The organism is Agrobacterium sp. 22-214-1, from assembly GCF_053522465.1.
In genome coordinates this window covers 1,582,855-1,607,863 of the sequence record NZ_JBNWCK010000001.1, presented here as the reverse complement: position 1 = coordinate 1,607,863, position 25,009 = coordinate 1,582,855, and the positions used below count along the sequence as shown (strand labels likewise).

General features: G+C 59.2%; 25 protein-coding genes and 1 tRNA gene. 16 read left to right on the top strand and 10 right to left on the bottom strand.

Annotation, left to right across the window (positions count from 1 at the left end; translation table 11 throughout):
- Positions 1-113: 113 nt before the first annotated feature.
- The 3 genes from ACQZ5G_RS08105 (at position 114) to ACQZ5G_RS08095 (ending at position 3,815) form a co-directional block, all read left to right on the top strand.
- On the top strand, positions 114-2,303 hold the full coding sequence (locus ACQZ5G_RS08105) for a TonB-dependent siderophore receptor (protein ID WP_448737248.1): 2,190 nt from the start codon (positions 114-116) through the stop codon (positions 2,301-2,303).
- Between the two features lie 109 nt (positions 2,304-2,412).
- Positions 2,413-3,294 (top strand): helix-turn-helix transcriptional regulator, encoded by an 882-nt coding sequence (locus ACQZ5G_RS08100; RefSeq protein ID WP_448737249.1) that lies wholly within the window; start codon positions 2,413-2,415, stop codon positions 3,292-3,294.
- 128 nt (positions 3,295-3,422) lie between these two features.
- Positions 3,423-3,815: a PRC-barrel domain-containing protein gene (locus ACQZ5G_RS08095; RefSeq protein WP_020810556.1), complete on the top strand. Its 393-nt coding sequence runs from the start codon at positions 3,423-3,425 to the stop codon at positions 3,813-3,815.
- Positions 3,816-3,910: 95 nt separating this feature from the next.
- Here ACQZ5G_RS08095 and ACQZ5G_RS08090 read toward each other — a convergent pair whose 3' ends face one another.
- The 4 genes from ACQZ5G_RS08090 to ACQZ5G_RS08075 all read right to left on the bottom strand — a co-directional run bounded on the left by ACQZ5G_RS08090 (position 3,911) and on the right by ACQZ5G_RS08075 (position 5,672).
- Positions 3,911-4,153, bottom strand: coding sequence for a DUF982 domain-containing protein (locus ACQZ5G_RS08090; RefSeq protein ID WP_003519998.1), 243 nt, complete (start codon positions 4,151-4,153; stop codon positions 3,911-3,913).
- Between the two features lie 317 nt (positions 4,154-4,470).
- Positions 4,471-4,629, bottom strand: coding sequence for a YqaE/Pmp3 family membrane protein (locus ACQZ5G_RS08085; protein ID WP_020811433.1), 159 nt, complete (start codon positions 4,627-4,629; stop codon positions 4,471-4,473).
- Between the two features lie 346 nt (positions 4,630-4,975).
- Positions 4,976-5,302 carry a helix-turn-helix domain-containing protein gene (locus ACQZ5G_RS08080; protein WP_448737250.1) on the bottom strand — a complete coding sequence of 109 codons (327 nt, stop codon included), beginning with the start codon at positions 5,300-5,302 and terminating at the stop codon, positions 4,976-4,978.
- Between the two features lie 133 nt (positions 5,303-5,435).
- Positions 5,436-5,672 carry a hypothetical protein gene (locus ACQZ5G_RS08075; RefSeq protein ID WP_448737251.1) on the bottom strand — a complete coding sequence of 79 codons (237 nt, stop codon included), beginning with the start codon at positions 5,670-5,672 and terminating at the stop codon, positions 5,436-5,438.
- A gap of 139 nt (positions 5,673-5,811) precedes the next feature.
- Here ACQZ5G_RS08075 and ACQZ5G_RS08070 point away from each other — a divergent pair, with 139 nt between their 5' ends.
- On the top strand, positions 5,812-6,060 hold the full coding sequence (locus tag ACQZ5G_RS08070) for a DUF2188 domain-containing protein (RefSeq protein WP_448737252.1): 249 nt from the start codon (positions 5,812-5,814) through the stop codon (positions 6,058-6,060).
- A 30-nt stretch (positions 6,061-6,090) separates the two neighbouring features.
- Positions 6,091-6,681 (top strand): hypothetical protein, encoded by a 591-nt coding sequence (locus ACQZ5G_RS08065; RefSeq protein ID WP_448737253.1) that lies wholly within the window; start codon positions 6,091-6,093, stop codon positions 6,679-6,681.
- Positions 6,682-6,696: 15 nt separating this feature from the next.
- Here the strand turns inward: ACQZ5G_RS08065 and ACQZ5G_RS08060 are convergent.
- Together ACQZ5G_RS08060 and ACQZ5G_RS08055 are read right to left on the bottom strand one after the other, a co-directional pair.
- Positions 6,697-6,772, bottom strand: a tRNA-Thr gene (locus ACQZ5G_RS08060).
- Positions 6,773-6,908: 136 nt separating this feature from the next.
- Positions 6,909-7,871, bottom strand: coding sequence for an NAD(P)H-dependent flavin oxidoreductase (locus tag ACQZ5G_RS08055; protein ID WP_020811427.1), 963 nt, complete (start codon positions 7,869-7,871; stop codon positions 6,909-6,911).
- 255 nt (positions 7,872-8,126) lie between these two features.
- On the opposite strand from ACQZ5G_RS08055, the gene ACQZ5G_RS08050 reads away from it, so the two are divergent.
- Positions 8,127-9,272 carry a hypothetical protein gene (locus tag ACQZ5G_RS08050; RefSeq protein ID WP_448737254.1) on the top strand — a complete coding sequence of 382 codons (1,146 nt, stop codon included), beginning with the start codon at positions 8,127-8,129 and terminating at the stop codon, positions 9,270-9,272.
- A 49-nt stretch (positions 9,273-9,321) separates the two neighbouring features.
- Here the strand turns inward: ACQZ5G_RS08050 and ppk2 are convergent, their stop codons facing one another.
- Complete coding sequence (ppk2, locus tag ACQZ5G_RS08045; RefSeq protein ID WP_003519991.1) at positions 9,322-10,203, bottom strand: polyphosphate kinase 2; 882 nt, start codon at positions 10,201-10,203, stop codon at positions 9,322-9,324.
- Positions 10,204-10,437: 234 nt separating this feature from the next.
- On the opposite strand from ppk2, the gene phoR reads away from it, so the two are divergent.
- The 7 genes from phoR (at position 10,438) to phoB (ending at position 18,372) form a co-directional block, all read left to right on the top strand.
- Complete coding sequence (gene phoR / locus ACQZ5G_RS08040) at positions 10,438-11,709, top strand: phosphate regulon sensor histidine kinase PhoR (protein ID WP_448737255.1); 1,272 nt, start codon at positions 10,438-10,440, stop codon at positions 11,707-11,709.
- A 195-nt stretch (positions 11,710-11,904) separates the two neighbouring features.
- The gene (locus tag ACQZ5G_RS08035; protein ID WP_065654533.1) at positions 11,905-12,939 is read left to right on the top strand and encodes a substrate-binding domain-containing protein; all 1,035 of its coding nucleotides are present in this window, start codon (positions 11,905-11,907) and stop codon (positions 12,937-12,939) included.
- A gap of 263 nt (positions 12,940-13,202) precedes the next feature.
- Entirely contained in the window at positions 13,203-14,687 is a 1,485-nt protein-coding gene (gene pstC, locus ACQZ5G_RS08030) for a phosphate ABC transporter permease subunit PstC (protein WP_003519988.1), read from the top strand.
- Positions 14,684-16,006, top strand: a complete 1,323-nt coding sequence (gene pstA, locus ACQZ5G_RS08025; protein WP_003519987.1) for a phosphate ABC transporter permease PstA — start codon at positions 14,684-14,686, stop codon at positions 16,004-16,006. The genes pstC and pstA overlap by 4 nt, the downstream gene beginning before the upstream one ends.
- Positions 16,007-16,020: 14 nt before the next feature.
- Positions 16,021-16,836 (top strand): phosphate ABC transporter ATP-binding protein PstB, encoded by an 816-nt coding sequence (gene pstB, locus ACQZ5G_RS08020; protein ID WP_003519986.1) that lies wholly within the window; start codon positions 16,021-16,023, stop codon positions 16,834-16,836.
- Between the two features lie 96 nt (positions 16,837-16,932).
- On the top strand, positions 16,933-17,658 hold the full coding sequence (phoU, locus tag ACQZ5G_RS08015) for a phosphate signaling complex protein PhoU (protein ID WP_003519985.1): 726 nt from the start codon (positions 16,933-16,935) through the stop codon (positions 17,656-17,658).
- 30 nt (positions 17,659-17,688) lie between these two features.
- Positions 17,689-18,372, top strand: a complete 684-nt coding sequence (gene phoB, locus ACQZ5G_RS08010; protein ID WP_087743323.1) for a phosphate regulon transcriptional regulator PhoB — start codon at positions 17,689-17,691, stop codon at positions 18,370-18,372.
- A 381-nt stretch (positions 18,373-18,753) separates the two neighbouring features.
- Here phoB and ACQZ5G_RS08005 read toward each other — a convergent pair whose 3' ends face one another.
- The gene (locus tag ACQZ5G_RS08005; RefSeq protein WP_003519984.1) at positions 18,754-19,287 is read right to left on the bottom strand and encodes a GcrA family cell cycle regulator; all 534 of its coding nucleotides are present in this window, start codon (positions 19,285-19,287) and stop codon (positions 18,754-18,756) included.
- Positions 19,288-19,718: 431 nt separating this feature from the next.
- Between ACQZ5G_RS08005 and ACQZ5G_RS08000 the strand changes: the two genes are divergently transcribed.
- The 3 genes from ACQZ5G_RS08000 to ACQZ5G_RS07990 all read left to right on the top strand — a co-directional run bounded on the left by ACQZ5G_RS08000 (position 19,719) and on the right by ACQZ5G_RS07990 (position 23,124).
- Positions 19,719-20,918, top strand: a complete 1,200-nt coding sequence (locus ACQZ5G_RS08000) for an acetylornithine transaminase (protein WP_448737256.1) — start codon at positions 19,719-19,721, stop codon at positions 20,916-20,918.
- Between the two features lie 57 nt (positions 20,919-20,975).
- Positions 20,976-21,893: an ornithine carbamoyltransferase gene (gene argF / locus ACQZ5G_RS07995; protein ID WP_448737257.1), complete on the top strand. Its 918-nt coding sequence runs from the start codon at positions 20,976-20,978 to the stop codon at positions 21,891-21,893.
- 241 nt (positions 21,894-22,134) lie between these two features.
- Positions 22,135-23,124 (top strand): Hsp33 family molecular chaperone, encoded by a 990-nt coding sequence (locus ACQZ5G_RS07990; RefSeq protein ID WP_448737258.1) that lies wholly within the window; start codon positions 22,135-22,137, stop codon positions 23,122-23,124.
- 50 nt (positions 23,125-23,174) lie between these two features.
- On the opposite strand, the gene apaG is transcribed toward ACQZ5G_RS07990, so the two are convergent.
- Together apaG and ACQZ5G_RS07980 are read right to left on the bottom strand one after the other, a co-directional pair.
- Positions 23,175-23,567, bottom strand: a complete 393-nt coding sequence (apaG, locus tag ACQZ5G_RS07985; protein ID WP_003503545.1) for a Co2+/Mg2+ efflux protein ApaG — start codon at positions 23,565-23,567, stop codon at positions 23,175-23,177.
- Between the two features lie 233 nt (positions 23,568-23,800).
- Positions 23,801-24,985, bottom strand: coding sequence for an O-succinylhomoserine sulfhydrylase (locus ACQZ5G_RS07980; protein WP_035265079.1), 1,185 nt, complete (start codon positions 24,983-24,985; stop codon positions 23,801-23,803).
- Positions 24,986-25,009: the final 24 nt, after the last annotated feature.

Sequence of the window (25,009 nt, the reverse complement as noted above, 5' to 3'; positions counted from 1 at the left end):
TGCCAGAAAACGACAAGCATCCTGCCTTAATCCTGATGTAAATACTCAGCTTAATTGAGGTGCCGCGGCCTGTCGGATTTGGACATCGGCCGCGATCTGTTTCGGGGCATATCTTGAAAAATTTGCATGGGATGTTTTTGAGCCGTCTGGCTTTGGGCACGGCCGCCGTTGTTTTGCTGGCGCCAGCGATGGTCCACGCGCAGGAAACGACCGTTCTGCAGCAGATTACCGTTGAAGGGCAGGGCGCGGAAAACGCGACGGGTCCGATCCGGGGTTATGTTGCGAAGAAAAGTGCGACCGGTTCGAAAACCGAGACGGAAACCAGGGATATTCCGCAATCCGTATCGGTCGTCAGCCGCCAGGAAATGGATGACCGCGGCGCGGTGACGAAAATTGACGAGGTGCTGCGTTACACCCCCGGTGTGACGGCGGAGCCCTTCGGCACCGACCCGGACACGGACTGGATTTACATCCGTGGTTTTCAGGCCACCCAGACCGGCGTGTTTCTGGATGGTCTGAACCTGTTCAGCTACGGTTTCGGCGGTTTCCAGATGGATGCCTACGGTCTGGAGCGCGTGGAAATTCTGAAAGGCCCGGCCTCGGTGCTTTATGGCGGCGCCAATCCCGGCGGTATCGTGCAGATGGTCCGCAAGCGCACGCAGGATGAGCCGGTGCGCGAAACGGAAATCGGCATCAATAATTTCGGCAATGCCTTCTTCGGCTTCGATCTCGGCGACAAGGTCGATGGTGAAGGCGTGTGGAAATACCGCGTCACCGGCAAGGTCTCCGGCGGCGACAATTACACCGATTATTCCGAGGATTTGCGTGGCTTCATCATGCCGCAGATCACCTTCGAGCCGGACGCGCAGACGAGTGCCACGCTCTACGGCTATTTCTCGGCGCTCGATCAGGTTCATATCGGCAACGGCTTCCTGCCCTATGTCGGCACCGTGGTCGACGCGCCCTTCGGCAAGCTCGACCGCAAGGCCTTTTATGGCGAGCCGGATATCGACAATGGCCGCGTCTACCAGTCCATGGTGGGTTACGAGGTCAGCCATGAATTCGACAATGGCTGGAAGATCAGCCAGAACGCCCGTTATGGTCACCTCTACAAGCACGAGACCGGACCCTATGCCGGCGGCTGGGCCAATACAGACGCAAACGGCCAGCCGATCCTCGATGCCACCACCAACGACTATATGCTGACCCGCTTCGGTTATGATGGCGTGTCGAAAGTCGACAGTTTCGGCGTGGATAACCGGGTCGAAGGCCAGTTCGATACCGGCGCGGTCAACCATTCGCTGCTCTTCGGTCTCGACTATAAATATTACCGGCTGGACCAGGTGCAGGCCTGCTGCGGATCGAATGCAATCGGTGCGCTCAAGCCGGTCTATGGCTCGAGGCAGGGAACGAATTTCGTTTATGCCGACAATATCGTGACCCAGCAGCAGATCGGCATCTATGCGCAGGACCAGCTGCGTTTCGGTGATGGCTGGCTGGTCACGCTGAATGGCCGTTACGACTATGTCGACACCGAGCTGAACAACAGGCTCCCGGCGGGCCTTTCCCGCCGCTCGAATGACGATGCGCTGAGCGGCCGCGCCGGTCTCGCCCATGAATTCGACAATGGCCTGACACCCTATGTCTCGGCCGCCACTTTCTTCAATCCGCTCATCGATACGCTTGCGGATGGCACTCCCGCTTCGCCGGAAGAGGGGCATCAGTTCGAGGCCGGTATCAAATATGAGCCGACCTTCTTCGACGGCAGCATCACGGCTTCCGTCTTCAAGCTGGTCAAGGACAATGCCATCGTTTCCTATACGGCCGGCGGGGTCACCACGAGCGGTCAGTTCGGGCAGGTGGAATCCACTGGCTTCGAGCTGGAGGCCAAGGCCAATCTCACCGACAACTGGAAGGCGATTGCCTCCTATTCCTATACGGATCTGGAGATTACCCGCGATGCCAATCCTAACCTTATCGGCAAATCGCCATGGATCGTGCCCGCCCACACCGCCTCGCTGTGGCTGGACTATGCCTTTACCACAGACGCGCTGGAAGGCCTCAGCCTCGGCGGCGGCGTGCGGTATCAGGGCAAGTCCTGGGCGGATGAGGCAAATACGCTGCGCGTTCCCGATGCCGCCGTCTTCGACGCCGCAATCCGCTATGAGAAGAACGACTGGACCGCATCGATCAACGTCGCCAATGTCTTCGACAAGGAATATGTGAAGAGCTGCGCCGGCGTCTCCGTCTGCGGCTGGGGCGATAGCCGCACCATCACCTTCAAGCTTTCCAAGAAGTGGTAAGGCTTGGCTGAAGGCCGGCAGTTGCGGGGAAAGCAGTTTGCCACTATAAACATGAATAGATTTATCATGTTTATAGTGGCGCCATGGCGCCCTGCGGGATCGAGAGGCCATGGCTTTCCGCGTGCGGATGGAAAATGAGATCGAGGGTTTTGCTGTCATTGGCGGGCCGCGCTCGCGGGTCTGGAACGGCATCGTCGCCGATCTCTGGGATGTGCGTTGCGCCCCGAAGGCGGGCGGCCGTTATGTCGGCAAGGATCCGCGTTTCGTTTTCCTGCTGGATATGGACGGGACGGATGACGGGCGGTTCATGATGAACCGCTGCCGTCGCGACAATTACGGGTCGTCCAAGGCGAACCGTATTTCCTTCGTGCCTGCCGATCTGGATGTGCATGCCGAACTGAGCAACGTCTCCTTCGTGCGCCACCTCGATCTGCATTTCGATGCGGGATTGCTGGGCGCCCGGCTGGTGCAGGGCTTCGACCCGCACAGCCTGCTCGATCCGCATCTGATGTTCGAGGATGAGCGCCTGCTGGCGCTGGCGCGACTGATTGCCGCCGAATGCGATAATCCCGATCCGCTGCATGACCTTTATGGCGAAAGCCTCGTGCTGGCGCTATTGACGGATTTCCTGAAAGTGAAGCGGGAGCCGGTCAAAAAACGCAGCAAGCTCGCCGCATGGCAGTTGAGGGCGGCGACGGATTACATCCACGAACATTGCCTGCGGTCGATCCGGCTGGAGGAACTTGCGGAACTCACCAACCTCTCGCAATCGCATTTCAGCCATGCCTTCAAGGCCTCCACCGGCGTGCCGCCCCACCAATGGCAGATGCAGGCGCGCATCGATCGCGTCAAGGAACTGATGATGCGGACCGACATGGCGCTGACCGACATCGCCATTGCCGCCGGTTTTTCGGATCAGGCGCATTTCTCCCGTGTCTTTCGCAAGATGGTCGGTGTTTCTCCCTCCATCTGGCAGAAAATCCGCCAATAAAGTCGTTTTCGTTCCATTCTCCTTCAAAAAAATTCCCGCCGAAGCGCCTGAAACGCCGCGGAACGAATTGTCCGTCGAGGGGTTTACCAGACGTGACACAAACGAGGAAAATCAAGGAGGAAAGGCATATGATGCATCAGGAACCCCGCGCCGGACAGGACCCCTATGTCAAGGATACGCCGAGCCTGATCGCCAGCGACAAGGTGGAAGGCACCCGTGTTTACGGCGCCGACAGCAAGCATATCGGCTCGATCCAGCGCATCATTCTGGAAAAGCGCGGCGGGCGCGTTGCCTATGCGGTCTTGAGCTTTGGCGGCTTCCTCGGCATCGGCGACGACTATTATCCGCTGCCTTGGGAAAAGCTGCATTACGACGAAGAACTTGACGGCTACCGCATCGATCTCACCAAGGAAGAGATCGAAAACGCGCCGCACTTCGCCAATCTCGATGATAATGACCTGCTGAACGCCAAGGACCGCAAGGTGTATGATTATTACGGCGTCGCACCCTATTGGATGTAACGCCTAGGGAAAAAGCGCTTCCGGCCGTTTGATCGCCGAAAGCGTCGCAAATAAAAGAACGGCTCCTTTTCAGGAGCCGTTTTCTTTTGGGTGCGTCAATGCGGGTTTTTCTGCATCTCGGAAACCGCGTCGGTGAAGCACTTGCGCGCTTCTTCGGGCGATTTACGGCCGTCAAGGGCGGCACGGCAGGCGCTTCTCGCTCTCACGAAGCTCAATCCGCCAATTTTGGGCCAGCCTTCGGTCAATAATGTCAACGCTTCGAAGGGGCCGGCGATGACACTCTTGCCATTCGCCTCGAGATTGACCTCGACAGGCTCTGTCCATCTCTCGTTCTTCATCGTGCACCTCCCAGAGCAACGCGATCCCGAAATACACCCGACAGCGAAGCAACCCATGAACGCAGTCGTGTGTCACTGCTGCTTAGGATATGCGCAAGCGATCGAATTGACAACGGGGATCAACGGAAGCCGAAAAACGACAGGATCGCCAGAACGATGACGACGAGGCCGACGATGTAGATGATCTGATTCATGATTTTCTCCTTCGCTGATGTCATCACCATAACGTGAGGGAGAAGACGAGGTTCCAGCAGCAAATGAGAATTTAATCACGCACTAAAATGTTGCGGGCGTCCCATCGCCGATGAGAGCGTGTATCACCTCCGCAGGATCACCCAGATCGCGTGGATGATGCCGGGAACATAACCGCACAGCGTCAGGAGAATATTCAGCCAGAAATGCAGGCCGAGCCCGACCTGAAGAAACACGCCGACGGGCGGAAGGATGATGGCGATCAGGATACGAATGACGTCCACGATGACAGGCTTTCCAGTTGTTTATGACCTGCCGGAGAACGTGTGGTGGGCGGTTTGGTTTCAAAGGTTCTGGCGATCGGAGGCAATACGACGAGGCACAGTTAAAGGTTATGGGCGAGGTTCGGTAGGCTGCGTTTATATCAGAATTAAATCTCCACTTCTGATGGAGGTTATGACTTTTGGATGTTTAGGTCGCCTCGGCGGTAGCCGCTTTAGGCCCTTCAGAGTGTGGGTGGCGGCAATGCGCGGGAACCTGCCACAGGCATCGGGCCACCTCTAAGCCCCGGTGTAGGCGGCGAGGGACTTCGTTGCCTCTGGGGCTGCCGTCACCGTTTCTCTGCGTGAACTACCCCACGAAGGCCTTCAGTATTTTGGCGGCGCGGTCCAATTGGTCTTCATTCATGCGCGAAAGAGTCCGATTGATGTCGGTAAGGAATCGCGCCCGTTCGCCATCGCCCGGCGCGACTTCGGCACCGAATAAGGCCGGGGCCGGTACGCCCAAAGCAACTGCAATTTTCTCGGCGGTCTCGAAAAGAGGTGCAGCTTTGCCGCGCTCGATCTTTCCGATAGTTTCCTGAGTCACACCAACTTCATCGGCTAGGCGCTCAAGCGTCCAGCCCTTGGCTTTGCGGTGATGGCGAACGTTTGCGCCGAAGAGGTGTTGAAGTTCCATATGTCCGTAAGATGGACGGCATACAGCTTGTCAAATCCATAGATAGGAACTATGGATTCTTAAAAAAAAGAACTAAAACATCTTTATTGTAAAAAACTTGAGCTTTGGTTCTTAGATGTCGGCAATTTGGCTGCTATTTGATGTCTTGAGTTGGCTGTTGGTTGCTTTCTTCTGCATCCAAGTAGCTATGTTTATAGGCCTCGTCATGTGGATCATTTGGACGGATTCCATTAAGCCGCGACTGGTCCCCATTGCCGAGATCGACCGCGTGGCTGATGAGATCATCCGAAATTTTTCCGATCCTGATGAGGCAGCGCTCGCCCACCACCAACGCGCGTGGCATCGTAGCGACGGAGCGGAGCAAACCCATTGGCGTCGCGTGCGGAAGGCTGTTAGGAAGCGTCTTCGAGGTTAGCGTTGTAGGGACAGCGCTGCCAATATTGCCACGACTCCAATTTCTGTCCGAATCACGCTATGTTCTTGCTCTGTTCAATCGCTTGGAGACTTCGATGAGCAAAGATAGAGATAGAATGGTATATAAGCGTCCTGACGGGACATGGGCGAACGAGCGCAACGACGCAAGCCGAGCCTCCAGCCTGCACCGTACGCAAAATGAAGCGATCAAAGCTGCTCGCGAAATGCTGCAAAATCAGGGAGGTGGTGAGCTCACAACAAAGGGCGTCGGCGGACAAATCCGCAGTAAGGATACAATCGCACCCGGCAACGATCCGAATCCGCCACGCGATCGAGAGCATTGAGCGTCAGGTCACTGCAGCGAGTCTTAACATATGCCCGTAGTCATGCATTTTGCAACATTCTTGAAGCTCTTGACCTTGAATACCGGCGATAAGATCAGGGACCTTGAACGGTATGCAAAACCGGGCGGATTTGACTTCTATAGGCCCTCGCGAGATGGCATTGTTCAGCACTGCGCGCACGGTCGGACGAAGGACCGCGTGCTGAAGGATATAGAGGCTTCTTCCACAACAAACTCCGTTGAGAGAAACAAGGAGGTATTTGAAAGGGTATCGGCGTGGATTGCCGATCATCCGGGTCAGGCAATTATGCCGAACCGGGGTGTCTGGAGGTCTCCTCAAAAGACGTTTTCAGTGCATATCGAGCCGGAAATCTCTTATCAGGCTAAAAATGCGCAGCAGGTTGTCGCCGTATATCCGGCTAAGGATGTGCGCATCAATCGCGACCAAGCAGGCGCGGGGCTCATATTGTTGAGCCGTGGTTATCGAGGATTCGGAAACGAGAAGTTTGGAATTCTTGACGCATTCGCTGGCAGGGTTCACAGGACGCCAACCAACATCTCGGAGCGGCTTCTGGAAAATGAGATAGCCACCATTGAGGCTGAACTCGCTAGAATACTTTGAAACTTTTAAGGAGAATGGTGCCGCTTACGTGACTCGAACACGTGACCCCGTCATTACGAATGACGTGCTCTACCAACTGAGCTAAAGCGGCCCGATTGTGACCCGTTTGTTGCGGATCAGCTTCATGGCGGGCTGATACAGGCAATGCTGACGGATTTCAAGCCTTGAATGTGCTGGTTTTGAAATTTCCGCAAAAAGCTTTGCCTGTCCATTGTTTGCCGGAGACGTCAGCCTTTCCCGCAGATGCGCTTTTTGGCCGTTTCATATTCATTTGCCAGACGATCGACGAGTGCCGCCACCGGTTCCACCGCCTTGACGGCGCCGATGCCTTGCCCCGCGCCCCATATGTCTTTCCAGGCCTTGGCGCCGCCGGAGACCGTTTCGAAGTCCATTTTCGAAGGATCGGCTTCGGGCAGATTGTCGGGATCCATGCCGGAGGCGACGATCGAGCTTTTCAGGTAGTTTCCGTGTACGCCCGTGAAATAGTTCGAATAGACGATATCCTTCGCCTGCGCGTCCACAATCGCCTGCTTGTAGCCTTCGGAAGCGCGCGCTTCCTCGGTGGCGATGAAGGGGGAGCCGATATAGGCCATATCCGCGCCCATGGCCTGCGCCGCGAGAATGGAGCCGCCATTGGCGATGGCGCCGGCCAGCAGCAGCGGGCCGTCGAACCATTCGCGGATTTCCTGAACGAGGGCGAAGGGCGAAAGCGTGCCCGCATGTCCGCCGGCACCCGTCGCCACCGCGATCAGCCCATCCGCGCCCTTGCGAATGGCGGAGCGGGCATGGCGGTCGTTGATGACGTCATGCAGCACGATGCCGCCATAGGAATGCACGGCCGCATTGACCTCCGGTACCGCGCCAAGCGAAGAAATCACCACCGGCACCTTGTATTTCACGCAAAGGCCGAGATCGTGCTCCAGCCGCCGGTTGGACATGTGCACGATCTGGTTGACCGCGAAGGGCGCCGCCGGGCGCTCGGGATTGGCCCGGTTGTGAGCGTCAAGCTCCTCGGTGATCATCGCCAGCCACTCGTCGAGCTGGCTTTCGGGCCGCGCATTGAGCGCCGGGAAAGCGCCGATGACGCCGGCCTTGCACTGCGCCAGCGTCAGCTGCGGATGTGAAATGATGAATAGCGGTGATGCTATGACCGGAAGACGCAGATTGTCTTTCAGCACGGACGGTAGCATGTCTCCTCCCACGAATTACGTTTACGCGCACGTAAATCAATATCGCGTTCAGCAGCAGATTGAAAGCGAAAACAGCGTGGCATTCGCCTCTCGAATCTGCGTTCGTAGCGCCACAATGAATTGATTTTCCCCAAGGCAATCCGGTCTTTATCGCAAACGATGCTTGCGGAGGGGCGGTATAGCCGTTACCGAATCGTGAACCCATGGCGCAGCGCCGCATATTTTTTGCAAAGCGCAATAGAACAAGGATCGGTCGTGAGCGGACTGGAAACGGCAATCAGAAATGCTCTGGAAAAATCGGACAGATCGAACGCCGAAGTTCGTGCACGGATTTACCAATCCTCCCGCCAGGCACTGGAAGCGGGCCTGCGCAAGCAGGGCATAGACGATCCGCAGGTGGTGTCCCAGCAGCGCCAGCGGCTTGAAGGCCTGATCCACCAGATCGAGAATGAAGAGCGCAACCGGCTTCTGGACAGGGTGGAGCAGCAATTGCGCCCGCCCGCATCGGAAAGTCCGGCGCAGGAAGATCACTCGGTCGACCCCGTTTCGCAGCCGCCCCACCACGGCGATATGGGTGTTAAGCCGGAGCTGCGTGGCGAAACGCGCGATGTGCGGCCGGGCGCCGCCGCTGCTCCGGAGCCGCTGAGTGCGGGGCAGCGCAATGGCAAGCCGCGGAAGAGAAGCTCCCGCGCAGGCGACTCCTCACTTGCCTTCCGGCCGGAAGGCGCGGTTGGCCGCCGCAAGCGCCGCGGGCTTTTCGCCCGGCTTTTCATCTACGTGACACTTCTGGCCTTTATCGGTTTCGGCGCCTGGTGGGTCTATTCCTCAGGCCTCCTGCTCTCGCCGGAGCAGCGCGATACCAGCGTGCCCAATCCGCCGGCGCAGGTGCAGGCGGAGGATTTCAACGGGACGGAGCCCGCGCCGAGCCTTTCCGCCGGCCGTGGTTTTTCCGATGACTGGGTGGAAGTCTTCAATGCGGAACGTGGCAGTTCCGGTGTTTCGGCCGGCCCGCGTGCCAATGTCGAAAACATCGCCACACCCGCTGGCAAGGCGATAAAGGTAACCTCGAGAAGTGTCTCGCAGGATGGCGCCGTCAGCGTCGAGGTTCCGGTGGAGGTGATGCGGGATATGGCGGGCAAGTCCTCGACCATTTCGATCACGCTGCAATCCTCCAGCGACCGGCAGACCCAGGTGTCCGTCGCCTGCGATTTCGCGACATTGGGCGATTGCTCCCGCCACCGCTTCACCGCCACGGCCGAGCGCGCGGACATGCTGCTGAACACGACATTCGAGCGATCTCTCGCTCCCAATGCGCCGGGCAGGATCTTCATCAACAGCGATATCGATGGCAGCGGCCGCCCGGTCAATCTTTATTCCGTGCGCATTCTGCCGGGCCAGTAAGGGAAAGGCAGGCGTCTCGAATGGAGGCGCCAGTCAGTGTCTTCCGGTCCTATTTGAGAAAATCCGGCCCAGATCCCAAAATCTTGTCGTCGATCTCGCCGATTGCCTTTTTGTCCTTGCCTTCATAATCGAGCGCAAGAAGGATGTGGCGGATGAGGTTCACCCGCGCGCGGCGCTTGTCGTTGGCGCGCACCACCGTCCAGGGGGCGGCATCGGTGTGGGTCTTTTCCAGCATTTCGTCGCGCTTCTGCGTGTAGTCGTCCCATTTTGTCAGCGCCGCTATGTCCATATCCGAAAGCTTCCAGCATTTCAGCGGGCTGTGGCGACGGTCATGAAAGCGTTCGATCTGCGTTTCGCGGCCGATGTCGAGCCAGAATTTGAAAAGATGAACGTCCTCATGGACCAGCATTTTTTCCAGACGCGGCGTTTCCTTGAGGAAGCGCTTGTGTTCCTCCGGCGTGCAGAAACCCATGACCGGCTCTACCCCGGCGCGGTTATACCACGAGCGGTCGAAGAGAACGAATTCGCCGGCGGTCGGAAAATGTGAGATATAGCGCTGGAAATACCATTGGCCACGTTCGGTTTCCGTCGGTTTGGTCAGCGCCACCACGCGGGCATAGCGGGGGTTGAGATAGGCCCGGGTCGCGAAGATCGCGCCGCCCTTGCCCGCCGCATCTCGGCCCTCGAAAACCGCCATGACCCTTTTGCCGGTGGCCTGCAGCCAGAACTGCACCTTGACCAGCTCCACCTGCAGCGCCTCGAGGGCAGTGTCATAGTCTTCCCGCTTCATCTTCTTGTCGTAGGGAAAATCGCCGGCGGAAAGTTTCTTTTCCTCAACCCAGTCAGGAAGAACCGGATCGTCGATGTCGAAGCTGCGCAGTTTGCCGCCTATGGTGATATCGACCGTCCGCTTCTTCGTTTCTTCGCCCATGGTTTCCTCCGGCTGTTGTTGTGTAAAGGCAACTCGACGCCAATGAGTTCACATCCATTGCCAGAATTCAAGTGAAACGGGACCGCTTGACCGGGGTGCGGGCGGCGGCAGCGATTGCGGCGTCGATTTTGCGCATATACGTTGTGGAAAATGCGCGATGATGAATCTCTGTCATGAAACTGGCCTATGAGATTTCGATGCGCTGTCAGATGAAAGTGGAAAGAGCAGGCTGAAATGGCAGTCATGGAAGGCGATGGTGGGTTAAGGCGTTTGGGAAGGAAGCTCGGTCGAAACTGGTTGCCCGTTCTCATCGTCAGCATGCTCGCCATCGTGGCCGTTGCCGAGCTCAACACGCCCTATATGCCCGCCGCCCTGTGGCTTTGCGCCGTCATTGCCATCCTCGCCGCCCGGGAGGGGCCGGCGGCGGCTCCCCCAAAGGACGGGAGCCCGGCTGCGGAGGCAGATGAGCAAGAAGTGCCCGGCGAAAGCGTCATTTCCGGCGTAAGGGCGGGCCTCGCGGTTCTGGATACCCCCGTTTTCATTCTCGACAGGAACGCCAGCGTGCTGTTTCAGAACGGCGCGGCCGAGCGCGCCTTCGGCCAGTTGCCCGCCGGGGCGCATATTTCCGCCCGGTTGCGCTCTCCCGGCCTCCTGGATGTCATTCGCGAAACCATTACCACCGGCCAGCCCAACCAGGTCGAACATTCGGAGCGCTTCCCTTCCGAACGGGTCTTCATCGTCCGCATCGCCCGTGCGGATATGGGAGAGGGGGCAGGCCCGCCATTCTATATCCTGTCGTTCCGCGACGTCTCGGAGCTTCGCCGCATCGACCGCATGCGCAGCGACTTCGTCGCCAATGCCAGCCATGAATTGCGCACACCGCTCGCCTCGCTGCGCGGTTTCATCGAAACCATGCAGGGGCCGGCGCGCAACGATCCGAAGGCGCAGGAACGTTTCCTCGCCATCATGCTGGATCAGGCAACCCGCATGAGCAGGCTGGTGGACGATCTCATGTCGCTGTCGCGGCTGGAATTGCGGGCCAACATCGCGCCCGACCAGAAGGTCGATCTCGTTCCCGTCATCGGCCATGTGCGCGATACCCTGCTGCCGCTTGCCGACGAGCTGGATGTGACCATCACGCTGCACCTGCCCGACCGGCCGGCAGAGGTGCAGGGGGACCGCGACGAGCTGGTGCAGGTATTCCAGAACCTCGTTGAAAATGCTTGCAAATACGGCCAGGAAGGCAAGGTCGTGGATGTCTGGTTGCGCGCCGAACCCGGCAAGCCGGTGGAGGTGAGCGTCATCGACAAGGGGCCGGGCATTCCCGCCGAACATGTGCCGCGCCTGACGGAGCGTTTTTATCGTGTCAGCGTCGCCGACAGCCGCTCGAAAAAGGGCACGGGTCTCGGACTTGCCATCGTCAAGCACATCCTCACCCGCCACCGCGCCCGCCTCATCATTAAATCGGAATTGGGTAGCGGCACGGACTTCACTGTGAGATTCTGACATAAAATATGCATCTGCTTTTAATGTCGCGTATATTTATAAATAAAATCAATAATTTAGGTTGTCACAAATCTTTCGTCAAAGTGACATAAAAGGATGGGGCTACGGTGGTTAAGAAAAGGTCGCCGAGCGCAAGCTAAGAGCGAGTGTCGCTATCGGCTGCGTCCACAACAAAGCCCACGACGGGAGAGACAAATGAACATCGTTAAATTTTCCGCAGCAGCTCTGGTGGCTTCTGTCGCCTTCGCTGGCGCCGCCGCTGCTCGCGACCAGATCCAGGTTGCCGGTTCCTCCACGGTTCTGCCTTACGCCAAGATCGTTGCCGAGACCTTTGCCGAAACCTTCCCGAACTTCAAGGCTCCCGTTGTTGAGTCCGGCGGCACGGGCGGCGGTCTGAAGGCGTTCTGCTCGGGCGTCGGCGAAGGCACCATCGACATTGCAAACGCTTCGCGCAAGATCAAGAGCGACGAACTGGCTGCCTGTAAGGCTGCTGGCGTTGCCGACGTTCAGGAAGTGAAGATCGGTTACGACGGTATCGTCTTCGCAATGGACTCTTCCAACAAGGACATCAAGCTCGAGCCGAAGGATCTGTACCTTGCGCTCGCCGCTGAAGTCGTCAAGGACGGCAAGCTCGTTGCCAACCCTTACAAGAAGTGGTCGGAAATCAACAAGGAACTGCCTGATGTAGCAATCGCTGCTTACATCCCGGGTTCCAAGCACGGCACGCGCGAAGTCTTCGAAGAGAAGATCATGGCTGACGGCTGCAAGGAAGCCAAGGCGACCGACGTCATCAAGACGCTCATCACCGATGCCAAGCAGGCTGCTGCCAAGTGCGTTGCAGTCCGTAAGGACGGCGCTGCAGTCGACATCGACGGCGATTACACTGAGACGCTCGCCCGCATCGATGCCAACAAGACCGGCCTCGGCGTTTTCGGCCTCGCTTTCTATGAAAACAACGCTGACCGCCTGAAGGTCGCGACCGTTTCGGGCGTCGTTCCGTCCACCGAAACCGTTGCCAGCGGCAAGTACCCGGTTTCCCGCCCGCTGTTCTTCTACGTGAAGAAGGCTCACCTGGGCGTTATCCCGGGCCTTAAGGAATATGTCGAGTTCTTCGTTTCCGACGAGATGATCGGCCCGGATTCCCCGCTCGCCAACTACGGCCTGGTTGCTGCTCCGGACGCAGAGCGCGAAGAAATCCGCTCGAAGTTCTCGGCCGGCTCCACGATGTAATGAAGAAAGAGGGGTGCGGCTTTGCCGTGCCCCTCATTCGGCTTCGCTTGGGCCGTCGTCCGCGGTTGACAGTTCCTAACCATCGCCATCCACATGATTGTCGATGGATTACAGATGGATAGGATGTATCAACCTTGACGCTTGCCAGACGATGTTACAGTCAGGCGGCAGGCATCATGGGATGGTCCAGCGGTCTCGTTTTGATGACTTTTTGATTTGCCCGATATCGCACCGTGCTCTTGAGGCACGCCGAGGGAACTCTAATGAACACATCGATCCTTTTGCTGATACTGGCGCTCATCGGCATCGGCAGCTATCTGCTCGGCAGCCGCCGTGCCGTCGCCCTGTCTGGCGGCCGCCCCTCCAGCATGCATTCCCGTGCCGGTTATCACGGTTCCTACGCGGTCGTCTGGGCGGTGCTGCCCGCGGCGTTCATTCTCTGTGCCTGGCTCATTGTCAGCCCATTGCTCGTCACCTCGGCCGTGCGCGGTAGTTTCCCCGAGGATGTCAGGGCGCAATCCGAAGCGCAGCAGAGCCTGACCTACGGTATGGTGACCTCCATCGCCCGTGGCCTCCAGCGGCTGACGCCGGAGGAAACCGCGCAGGTCGAGGCCGATACGGCTGCGGTCCGGCCGCTTCTGGCATCGAAGGGTGTTGCAATCGCCGGCGATCCCGAGCGGTTCATGGTCGATGCCGCCCACACGCTCAACAGCATGACCTCCACCAGCCGTATCGCGATGATCGCCGTTGTGCTGCTGGCCGCGCTCGGCGGCGGCGCCTATGCGCTGCGTGCAATCGCGCCGCGTTTCCGGGCGCGCAACCAGGTCGAGAAAGTCATTCTCGCGGCCCTGCTCGTCGCCTCGTCCATCGCCATCCTCACGACCATCGGCATCGTCCTTTCCATGCTGACGGAGGCGATCCAGTTTTTCACCATGGTTCCGGCGCACCAGTTCTTCTTCGGAACGGTCTGGGATCCGCGTTTTGCGGCGGCAGGCGCCACCGACTCCTCCGGCCAGTTCGGCCTGATCCCGCTGCTCGCCGGCACGCTTTATATCGGCCTGGTCGCCATGCTGGTTGCGGTTCCGGTCGGTCTCTTTTCGGCGATCTACATGGCGGAATATGCCTCGCCGCGCTTCCGCTCCATGGCAAAGCCGCTGCTTGAAGTGCTCGCCGGCATTCCCACCATCGTCTACGGCTTCTTCGCGCTCACGACGGTCGGTCCTTTCCTCAGAGACATTTCCACGCAGATCAACGGTCTGGCGACGGGCAACTACGCCAACTTCATCCAGGCGCAGAGCGTCATCACCGCCGGCTTCGTCATGGGCATCATGCTGATCCCCTATGTGTCGTCGCTGTCGGATGACATCATCACCGCTGTGCCGCGCTCGCTGCGTGACGGTTCGCTCGGTCTTGGCGCCACGCGTTCCGAGACGATCAAGAGGGTCATTATTCCGGCCGCTCTTCCGGGCATCGTCGGCGCCGTGCTGATGACGGCGTCGCGCGCCATCGGCGAAACCATGATCGTGGTTCTTGCGGCCGGTGTTGCTGCCCGTCTGCAGCTCAATCCCTTCGAACCCATGACCACGGTGACGGTCAAGATCGTCAGCCAGCTCACCGGCGACCTTGAATTCACCTCGCCGCAGACGCTGGTTGCCTTTGCACTCGGCATCACGCTTTTCGCCATCACGCTTTGCCTGAATATCTACGCGCTTTACATCGTGCGCAAATACCGGGAGCAATATGAATGACCGACATCGTTTCTCCCGCAGCCGGCGCGAGCGCCGTCAACAAGGCCACGCGCCGTGATATCGGCATCAAGCGCCGCTATGCCGCCGAACGCCGCTTCCGTGCCTACGGCATGGCAGCGATTTCCTTCGGCCTCATCTTCCTCTTCCTGCTGCTTTTCTCGGTGGTTTCCAAGGGTTACACCGCTTTCCAGCAGACGATGATCACCGTTCCAGTTGAGTTTTCGGAACAGATCATCGATCCGAAAAATGAGCGCGCCACAAATCCCACTAAGCTGATGACGGCCAATTATCCCGTCATCGCCCGCGATGCGGTCGCCAAGGTCCTGGGTGTTGCGCCGACGGACCGCGCCGGCCTTCGCGCCGTCAATCTCCTGATTTCCGACAGCGTGCGCACGCAGCTTCGCGACATCGTCGTTGCCGATCCCGCCGTTATCGGCACCACGCGCACCGTCACGCTGCTGGCGTCGGGCGACGTCGACAGCGCCTTCAAGGGCCAAGTCGACCTGACGGCGGATGAAGCCAATCGCCGTATCTCGAACCAGCAGCTCGGCTGGATGAACCAGCTCGCCGAAAGCGGCCAGCTCGGCAAACATTTCAATACCGGCATCTTCGTCAACGGCGCGTCGAGCCGTCCGGAAGCGGCGGGTGTCGGCGTGGCGCTGATCGGCTCCTTCTACATGATGCTGATCGTGCTGGTGCTGTCATTGCCGATCGGCGTCGCGGCCTCCATCTATCTCGAGGAATTCGCCCCGAAGAACCGTCTGACGGATCTTATCGAGGTGAATATCAACAATCTCGCGGCCGTTCCCTCTATCGTTTACGGTCTGCTCGGACTCTCGGTTTTCATCAACTTCATGGGCTTTCCGCGCTCGGCCTCGCTGGTCGGCGGTCTCGTCCTGACGCTGATGACCCTGCCGACGATCATCATCGCGACGCGCGCTGCCCTGAAGGCCGTGCCGCCGTCTATCCGCGCCGCCGCCCTCGGCCTCGGCGCTTCCAAGATGCAGACGATCTTCCACCATGTGCTGCCGCTCGCCATGCCCGGCATTCTGACCGGCACCATCATCGGTCTCGCCCACGCGCTGGGCGAAACGGCGCCGCTGCTCCTGATCGGCATGGTGGCATTCGTTGCGAATTATCCGACAACGCCGATGGATCCGTCCACGGCCCTGCCGGTGCAGATTTACATGTGGGCGAACGAAGCCGAGCGCGCCTTTGTCGAAAGGACATCCGGCGCTATCATCATCCTGCTTCTGTTCCTCATCGTCATGAATGTTGGCGCAATCCTGTTGCGTCGCCGCTTCGAACGGCGCTGGTAGAAGGAGCTTGAGCAATGAACATGTTGTCGGAAGCAGCAGTTGAAAAGGCGCTGGACAAGAAAATGAATGAAGTCTCATACAAGATGATCGGCAAGGACGTTTCGGTTTATTACGGCGAAAAGCGCGCGCTTTACGACGTGAATCTCAACGTTCGGGAAAATACGGTGACCGCGCTTATCGGCCCGTCCGGCTGCGGCAAATCCACCTTCCTGCGTACCCTGAACCGTATGAACGACACGATTGACGGTTGCCGGGTCACCGGCAAGATCACGCTCGACACCGACGATATCTACGATCAGGCGATTGACGTCGTGGAATTGCGCGCCCGCGTCGGCATGGTGTTCCAGAAGCCGAACCCCTTCCCGAAGTCGATCTACGAAAACATTTCCTACGGTCCGCGCATCCATGGTCTCGCCCGCAACAAGGCGGATATGGACCAGATCGTCGAGCAGAGCCTGCAGAAGGCGGGTCTCTGGAACGAGGTTAAGGATCGTCTGCACGAATCCGGCACCGGTCTTTCCGGCGGTCAGCAGCAGCGTCTGTGCATCGCACGCGCCGTTGCCGTCAGCCCGGAAGTGATCCTGATGGACGAGCCCTGCTCGGCTCTCGACCCGATTGCGACCGCAAAGGTCGAAGAATTGATCCACGAGCTGCGCACCAATTACACCATCGTCATCGTCACGCACTCCATGCAGCAGGCGGCGCGTGTTTCCCAGCGCACGGCCATGTTCCATCTTGGTCATCTTGTCGAGGAAAACGAAACCGACAAGATGTTCACCAATCCGGATGACCAGCGCACGCAGGATTACATCATGGGCCGCTTCGGCTGATCCCGGCCGGCGCTTTATCGAAACCGTACAAGACTGGTGCTTCTGCCGTGCCCGCTTCCGGGTACGCGCATGCAGGCCAAGCCGGAGGACTAGACCATGACACAGACAACGACCCATTCTCACATCGTTTCCGTTTATGACGATGAATTGAAGTTTCTGACGCGCCGCATCGCCGAAATGGGCGGTCTTGCGGAGCAGATGTGCGCCGACGCCGTGCGTGCGCTCGTCAATTCCGATGCCGCGCTCGCCCAGAAGGTCATTTCCGACGATGCGATCCTCGACCACGCCGAGCGCGAGATCGGCGACAAGGCCATCGTCACCATCGCCAAACGCCAGCCGATGGCGGCAGACCTTCGCGAGATCATCGGCACCCTGCGTATTGCAGCTGACCTTGAGCGCGTCGGCGACCTTGGCAAGAACACCGCCAAGCGCGTCATCGCCGTTGCCGGCACCGGCGTGCCGCGTAAGCTCGCCCGCGGCATAGAGCACCTGTCGGAACTGGCGCTGGTACAGCTCAAGGAAGTGCTGGACGTCTATTCCACGCGTTCCGCCGAGAAGGCCAATGCCATCCGCGAGCGCGACGAGGAAATCGACGCCATGTATACGTCGCTCTTCCGTGAGCTTCTGACCTACATGATGGAAGATCCGCGCAACATTACCACCTGCACGCATCTTCTGTTCTGCGCCAAGAATATCGAGCGTATCGGCGATCACGCCACCAATATCGCCGAGACGATCTATTACATGACCACCGGCAGCCAGCCGGAAGGCGAGCGTCCGAAGGACGACAGTTCCAACACCCTCGGTTCGGTGACCGAGTAACAGACAGGCAGCGGCTTGCGGAGTTAGTATATGGTGCCCAAGATTGCAGTTGTGGAAGACGAGGAAGCGCTGAGCGTCCTGCTTCGTTACAATCTCGAGGCTGAGGGATATGACGTCGACACGATATCCCGTGGAGACGAGGCAGAAATCAGGCTGCAGGAACGTATTCCGGACCTCCTTATCCTGGATTGGATGCTTCCCGGCGTTTCCGGTATCGAACTGTGCCGTCGGCTCAGGATGCGGCCGGAAACCGAGCGCCTGCCCATCATCATGCTGACGGCGCGCGGCGAAGAAAGCGAACGGGTTCGCGGTCTCGCCACCGGCGCCGACGATTATGTCGTCAAGCCGTTCTCGACGCCGGAACTCATGGCCCGCGTCAAGGCGATGCTGCGCCGCGCCCGCCCCGAGGTTCTGTCTTCGGTGCTGAAATGCGGGGATATCGAACTGGATCGTGAGACCCATCGCGTTCACCGCAAGAGCCGCGAAGTGCGCCTCGGCCCGACGGAATTCCGCTTGCTGGAATTCCTGATGACCTCTCCCGGCCGGGTGTTTTCCCGCTCGCAGTTGCTGGATGGCGTCTGGGGTCACGATATCTATGTGGATGAGCGCACCGTCGACGTGCATGTCGGACGTCTGCGCAAGGCGCTCAATTTTTCGCATATGCAGGATGTCATCCGCACCGTGCGCGGCGCCGGATATTCAATGGAAGCCTGAGAAAACCGAAACCGATGGTTTCACTTGGGATAAATTCTCCAAAAATCAGAAGGCCCGAGACCGGAACGGTGTCGGGCCTTTCGATTTTGAACCTTCCGCAAACGCGTATCCTCGTTCTTTTGAAGGTGACAGACGGTCTGCTGAAAGCCGGATTGCGCGGTGAAACCTGACAGTAGGAAGGGCGCGGCACGTCGCCGACGAATTCAGAGCATTTGCCGCAAGGGCCCATCGCGGTTTTACATCCGGAGAATGCGCAAGAACAGGGATTGGGAGCGCCTCTTAAACAACGCGGGCTCCGCGTCTGAACCACTTTGGATTCCGCCATAAAAAAACGGGCCCGAAGGCCCGTAGTTTTTGAGTGTCGAATGCGTGCCGCAACACTCAAGCCTTGCGACGCTCGCTTACCGGCTGGTAGGCAAGCTTTGCATGGAACTTGCAATAGGGCGAAGATTCCAGTGCTTCACAACCGCAGAAATGGAAATCATCCTTCAGCGGATCGCCGACCGGCCACTTGCAGGTGCGCTCCGTCAGTTCCGTCAGCGTCAGGCGGCGGGAAATCGGCGTAACGACATTTTTGGAGGGAACGTAATCGAGAACTTCGGCGGTCTCGATATCGATCTCCTCGTGCAGCGCCGTTGCCGCGCTCGAGCGGTTCAAGGCGCGTGCAGGTGCTGCGCTGACGCGGGTCGCGAAATTCGTCGCGCGCGGGGCAGGGGCAGCGGTGCGCTTGGGCGCGGAACGCGCCGAGGTAACCGGGCCGCCGGCCTTCACGCGTCCCGGCAGGTTGAGGCGATGGACCTTGCCGATGACGGCATTGCGGCTCACGCCGCCCAGCTGCGCTGCTATCTGGCTGGCGCTAAGCCCCTCGGACCACAATTTCTTGAGTTTTTCGACTCGTTCGTCTGTCCAGTTCATGCCGCTTCTCCGCTTGTCGCGTATAATGTCGGCAGAATCCCTCTCCGCCTCGCGGGCGTGCCGCGAGCGTGGTTTCTGCCTGATTTTTGGTGACTAGTTCCGCCGCAATGCAGTCTAGTAATTAGCGATTAACCTAGTGCCACGCAGACTCCGTGGCAAGAGTCGCGGGAATCATCTCGAATCGATTTTCCGGTTTTCCCCAACTTGCTGGCGAGTTGAGTCTGAAAGGCAACACCTTGGGCCTCATCCGCCGCCACCTACTAGGGCTTGAGAAGCCCGGGAAACGCGGACTTTTGTTGACATCGGCAGGCGAAGTGACAATAGTGCCCCTGCCGCCGCGAGGCGGCATTTTTGATTTTCAGGCAAGGGATAACCCCGAAAGCCTATTGACAACCGTCTGACAGCGCTTCCGCGCAAGGAGTGATACAGCCATGGCCGAAGCCGCCGCGCCATTGTTCGATACGTTTGCTAGAGCCCCCCTGCGCTTCGAGCGAGGCGAGGGCGTCTGGCTGCTCACGGAAAGCGGCGAACGATATCTGGATTTTGCGGCCGGCGTCGCGGTCAACTCGCTGGGTCACGCCCATCCGCACCTCGTGGAGGCGATCAAGACCCAAGCCGAGAAGGTCTGGCACGTCTCGAACCTTTATGAAGTCCCGGGCCAGGAAAAGCTTGCAAAGCGCCTGACGGAAGCGACATTCGCAGACAAGGTCTTCTTCACCAATTCCGGCGCGGAAGCGCTGGAATGCGCGATCAAGACCGCGCGCCGTTATCATTATTCCAAGGGGCATCCGGAAAAGTTCCGTATCATCACCTTTGAAGGCGCCTTCCATGGCCGCACGCTGGCGACGATTGCCGCCGGCGGCCAGCAGAAATATCTCGAAGGTTTCGGTCCCAAGGTCGAAGGTTTCGACCAGGTGCCCTTCGGTGACGTCGATGCGCTGGAAGCCGCCATCACGGCCGAAACGGCCGCGCTTCTGATCGAGCCCATTCAGGGTGAGGGCGGCATTCGCGCGCCAGCCAAGGAATTCCTGCAGCTGCTGCGGTCGCTCTGTGATGAGCACGGCATGTTGCTGATTTTCGACGAGGTCCAGACCGGCGTTGGCCGTACGGGCAAGCTCTTTGCCTATGAGCAGACGGGCGTTGCACCGGATATCATGGCGGTTGCCAAGGGTATCGGCGGCGGTTTCCCGCTCGGTGCATGCCTTGCGACGGCGGATGCCGCTTCCGGCATGACGGCGGGCGTGCATGGCACCACCTATGGCGGCAACCCGCTGGCCATGGCTGTCGGCAATGCCGTGCTCGATGTCGTCCTCTCCGAGGGCTTTCTGGAAAAGGTCCGTGATGTCGCGCTGGTCTTCCGCCAGGGCCTTGCTTCGCTGAAGGATCGTTATCCTGACGTTATCGAGGAAATCCGTGGCGAAGGCCTGCTTCTCGGCATCAAGGCCAAGGTTCCATCGGGCGAGCTGTTGCAGGCCATGCGCGCCGAGCATCTGCTGGGCGTGCCGGCGGGCGACAACGTCATCCGTCTTCTGCCGCCGCTCGTCACCACGGCGGAAGAGGCCCGCGAGGGTCTGTCACGCGTGGAAGCGGCCGCCGCTTCCCTGACAGCGAAACAGGCAAAAATCGCCTGAGGAAACAATAAAGGGCGGGCCTCTTCCCCGAGGCTCGCGAGCATGGGACAGTTTGAAATGGCTTCACCTAAACATTTTCTCGACCTGTCGGCCGTCAGCTCGCAGGACCTGCGGGCAATTCTCGACGACGCCCGCACACGCAAGGCCGCCACCAAGGCCGGAACGGCGGAAAAGCCGCTTGCCGGCAAGATGCTGGCTATGATCTTCGAAAAGCCTTCCACCCGCACCCGCGTCTCCTTCGATGTCGGCATGCGCCAGCTCGGCGGCGAGACGCTTTTCCTCTCCGGTACGGAAATGCAGCTCGGTCGCGCCGAAACGATCGGCGATACGGCCAAGGTGCTGTCGCGTTACGTCGACGCCATCATGATCCGCACGACGGATCATTCGCGCCTGCTGGAGCTTGCCGAACACGCGACGGTGCCGGTCATCAACGCCCTGACGGACGACACGCATCCCTGCCAGATCATGGCGGATATCATGACCTTCGAGGAACATCGCGGCCCGGTCAAAGGCAAGACTATTGCCTGGACGGGTGACGGCAATAACGTCCTGCATTCCTTCGTCGAAGGCTCGGCCCGTTTCGGTTACCGCATGACGATGGCCGTGCCGATGGGCTCCGAACCGCATGACAAGTTCCTGAACTGGGCGCGCAACAATGGCGGCGAGATCATGCTGTGCCACGACGCCGACAAGGCCGTTGCGGGTGCGGACTGCGTCGTCACCGATACCTGGGTGTCCATGAACCAGGAACACAAGGCGCGCGGCCACAACATCTTCCAGCCCTATCAGGTGAATGAAGCCCTGATGGCCAAGGCGGAAAAAGACGCGCTGTTCATGCATTGCCTGCCGGCCCATCGCGGCGAGGAAGTGACGGATGCCGTGATCGACGGTCCGCAATCCGTCGTCTTCGACGAGGCGGAAAACCGCCTCCACGCGCAGAAGTCCATCATCGCATGGTGCATGGGCGTCATCTGATGAGCAATCGCCCGGCCTGACACCGTCACGCCGGGTGCTTGAACTTGCGCGCATAGATTACCATCTGTGGGACTTCGAAGAGGCCCGTCGGTTTTGCTGGCGGGCCATCATCACGATTTGCACGTTTTTCCCCGGAAGCGGTTTCTCTTCCCGGGTCTCTGTGCGACAAGCGAAAAAAGCACATTTTAAAAGCCGGACTTTTGGACGGTAGCGGCGCCACGGCTGCGCCAGGGAGTATGACATGGCAGATGTAACGGTTGAACTGGACGATCTCGATTTTGCTGGCGACGACAAGGTTGTGCCCTTTCAGGTCGAAGGTCTGGATGTGCGCGGCCGCGCCGTGCAGGTGGGTCCGCTGCTGAATGCCATCCTCGAGCGGCATGACTATCCCCCGGCGGTCGCCCGCCTGCTGGCGGAAGCGACCGTTCTGACGGCGCTGATCGGCACGTCGCTCAAGTTTTCCGGCAAGCTGACCGTCCAGACCAAGGGTGACGGCCCGGTCGACCTTCTGGTTGCGGATTTCACCGCGCCGGAAAGCATGCGCGCTTATGCCCGTTTCGATGAGGAGCGGCTGGCGGAGGCGATTGCGGCCGGGGCGACGTCGCCGGAGCAATTGCTCGGCAACGGCATTCTGGCCTTCACGATCGATCAGGGTGCGGGCATGCAGCCCTATCAGGGTATCGTGCCGCTCGATGGCTCCTCGCTGGAAGACATTGCCGGGGTTTATTTCCGCCAGTCGGAACAGCTTCCCACCCGCGTGCGGCTGGGGGTTGCCGAGTTCTTCGACCGTGATGGCGAAGGCAAGCCGCGTCATGGCTGGCGTGCGGGCGGCGTTATAGCGCAGTTCTTGCCGCAGTCGCCCGAGCGGCTGCGTATGCGCGACCTGCATGGCGGCGACGGCGATGAAAGCGGTCACGAGGTGCAGGAGGATGATGCCTGGACCGAGGCGGTGACGCTGCTGAACACGGTGGATACCGACGAGCTGACCGATCCGCAGGTGCCGGTGGAACGTCTTCTCTTCCGGCTTTTCCACGAGAGCGGTGTGCGTATCTATGATCCGCAGGCGGTTCTTGACCGTTGCAGCTGCTCGCGGGAGAAGATCAAGGGCGTGCTGTCCGGTTTCACCGCCGAGGAGATCGAGGCAAGCGAAGAAGACGGCGCCATTGCCGTGACCTGCGAGTTCTGCTCCACGACCTATCGCTACGATGTGAGTGAATTTGAGAATGCCTGAATGAAAGCCGCGTCCTGAAAGGGCGCGGCTTTTTCATTGCCGGGTGAATGTCAGTTCAGGACCCGCATCAGGCCGGGTGAATCCAGCGAAAAGGCGGGTATGGTGACGTTGAACACCTCGCCATTTTCCGTTTCCATTTCATAATGGCCGAACATCAGGCCAGAAGGTGTGTCCAGCGGGCAGCCGGAGGAATATTCGTAGCTGTCGCCCGGTTTCAGATGCGGCTTCTCACCCACGACGCCCGGCCCATAGACCTCATCCACCTGCCCGTTCTGATCGGTGATGTGCCAATAGCGATTGACGAGGGTAACCGGAATATCGGAATTGTTCGCGATCACGACTTTGTAGCCCCAGACGTAACGATCGTCATCCGGGTCGGATTGTTCCTCGAGATAATACGGATCGACCGTTACCTCGATATCCCTTGTCAGAGCACGATACATACGCGCCACACCTCGATATTATGCCTGCCGCCGCATCCTACACTATAGGCTCTGGCTATCGTCAAGAAAATGAATGACTTGACGGGCAGGAGGCGTCTCCTGTTGCGCTGTTTTCCACCGTTAGGGATAACGGTAAAGGTAAATATTGGTTGCCTGAAGCGGTCTTTTTAGACCGTGCAGGCGAACCATGGCCCGACACGCAGTCAGGCGATGGCGCTTTGCGGATTGAATTTTCAGGCCGAAACGGCCGCCAGACCCTTCGCCAGATCCTCCAGCAGGTCGTCGGTATCCTCGATGCCGCAGGAAAGGCGCAGGGTGCCGCCGGAAATGCCGAGTTCAGCACGTGCCTCGTCGGTGAGGTTCTTGTGCGTCGTCGTGCCGGGGTGGGTGATGAGGCTCTTGGCGTCGCCGAGATTGTTGGAAATCTTCACGATCTCAAGCGCGTTCTGCAGCTTGAAGGCTGCTTCCTTGCCGCCCTTCAGCTCGAAAGCCACAAGCGTCGAGCCGCCGGACATCTGTCGGGCGATGATATCGGCCTGCGGGTGATCGGCGCGGCCGGGATATATGACCTTGGCGACCTTGCCGCTATCGGCGAGAAAATCGGCGATTTTGCCGGCATTGGCCGTCTGCTGCTTCACACGCAGCGGCAGGGTCTCGATGCCCTTCAGAAGCGTCCAGGCATTGAAAGGCGACATGGCGGGGCCGGTATGGCGGAAATAGTCCTGCAGCTCTTCCTCGATCCACTTCTTGTCGGAAAGGATCACGCCGCCAAGGCAGCGGCCCTGGCCGTCAATATGCTTGGTGGCCGAATAAACGACGATATGGGCGCCGAGTTCGAGCGGCTTCTGGAAAAGCGGTGTGGCAAAGACGTTGTCGACCACCACCTTCGCACCGATCTGGTTGGCGAGCTTCGCCACGCCGGCAATATCGATGATTTCAAGCGTCGGATTGGTCGGGCTTTCGAGGAAGAACAGCTTGGTGTTCGGCTGGATCGCCTTTTCCCAGTTTCCGAGATCGCGACCGTCGATCAGCGTGCATTCGATGCCGTATTTCGGCGCAAGCGTTTCGACCACCCAGCGGCAGGAGCCGAAGAGGGCGCGGGCCGCAACGATATGGTCGCCGGCGCGCAGCTGGCACATGATGGCGGCGGTGACGGCGGCCATGCCCGACGCAAGTGCGCGGGCGTCTTCGGCGCCTTCCAGCAGGCACATGCGTTTTTCGAACATGTCGTTGGTCGGGCTCGCATAGCGGGCGTAGATGAACCCATCCGTTTCACCCTTGAAGCGCGCTTCGGCGGCTTCGGAGTTTTCATAGACGAAACCCTGGGTCAGATAGATCGCTTCCGACGTTTCACCGTAAGGGGAGCGTAGCGTACCGCCGTGAACGAGCTGGGTTGCCGGGCGCCATTTATTGCTCATGTGATCACCTTCAAAACAAAAAAA

Coding starts and splice junctions, on each gene's coding strand:
- ACQZ5G_RS08100 (WP_448737249.1), top strand. CDS start 2,413: ATGGCTTTCCGCGTGCGGATGGAAAATGAGATCGAGGGTTTTGCTGTC.
- ACQZ5G_RS08095 (WP_020810556.1), top strand. CDS start 3,423: ATGATGCATCAGGAACCCCGCGCCGGACAGGACCCCTATGTCAAGGAT.
- ACQZ5G_RS08090 (WP_003519998.1), bottom strand. CDS start 4,153: ATGAAGAACGAGAGATGGACAGAGCCTGTCGAGGTCAATCTCGAGGCG.
- ACQZ5G_RS08080 (WP_448737250.1), bottom strand. CDS start 5,302: ATGGAACTTCAACACCTCTTCGGCGCAAACGTTCGCCATCACCGCAAA.
- ACQZ5G_RS08075 (WP_448737251.1), bottom strand. CDS start 5,672: ATGGGTTTGCTCCGCTCCGTCGCTACGATGCCACGCGCGTTGGTGGTG.
- ACQZ5G_RS08070 (WP_448737252.1), top strand. CDS start 5,812: ATGAGCAAAGATAGAGATAGAATGGTATATAAGCGTCCTGACGGGACA.
- ACQZ5G_RS08065 (WP_448737253.1), top strand. CDS start 6,091: ATGCCCGTAGTCATGCATTTTGCAACATTCTTGAAGCTCTTGACCTTG.
- ACQZ5G_RS08055 (WP_020811427.1), bottom strand. CDS start 7,871: ATGCTACCGTCCGTGCTGAAAGACAATCTGCGTCTTCCGGTCATAGCA.
- ppk2 (WP_003519991.1), bottom strand. CDS start 10,203: ATGGGCGAAGAAACGAAGAAGCGGACGGTCGATATCACCATAGGCGGC.
- phoR (WP_448737255.1), top strand. CDS start 10,438: ATGGCAGTCATGGAAGGCGATGGTGGGTTAAGGCGTTTGGGAAGGAAG.
- ACQZ5G_RS08035 (WP_065654533.1), top strand. CDS start 11,905: ATGAACATCGTTAAATTTTCCGCAGCAGCTCTGGTGGCTTCTGTCGCC.
- pstC (WP_003519988.1), top strand. CDS start 13,203: ATGAACACATCGATCCTTTTGCTGATACTGGCGCTCATCGGCATCGGC.
- pstA (WP_003519987.1), top strand. CDS start 14,684: ATGACCGACATCGTTTCTCCCGCAGCCGGCGCGAGCGCCGTCAACAAG.
- pstB (WP_003519986.1), top strand. CDS start 16,021: ATGAACATGTTGTCGGAAGCAGCAGTTGAAAAGGCGCTGGACAAGAAA.
- phoU (WP_003519985.1), top strand. CDS start 16,933: ATGACACAGACAACGACCCATTCTCACATCGTTTCCGTTTATGACGAT.
- phoB (WP_087743323.1), top strand. CDS start 17,689: ATGGTGCCCAAGATTGCAGTTGTGGAAGACGAGGAAGCGCTGAGCGTC.
- ACQZ5G_RS08005 (WP_003519984.1), bottom strand. CDS start 19,287: ATGAACTGGACAGACGAACGAGTCGAAAAACTCAAGAAATTGTGGTCC.
- ACQZ5G_RS08000 (WP_448737256.1), top strand. CDS start 19,719: ATGGCCGAAGCCGCCGCGCCATTGTTCGATACGTTTGCTAGAGCCCCC.
- argF (WP_448737257.1), top strand. CDS start 20,976: ATGGCTTCACCTAAACATTTTCTCGACCTGTCGGCCGTCAGCTCGCAG.
- ACQZ5G_RS07990 (WP_448737258.1), top strand. CDS start 22,135: ATGGCAGATGTAACGGTTGAACTGGACGATCTCGATTTTGCTGGCGAC.
- apaG (WP_003503545.1), bottom strand. CDS start 23,567: ATGTATCGTGCTCTGACAAGGGATATCGAGGTAACGGTCGATCCGTAT.
- ACQZ5G_RS07980 (WP_035265079.1), bottom strand. CDS start 24,985: ATGAGCAATAAATGGCGCCCGGCAACCCAGCTCGTTCACGGCGGTACG.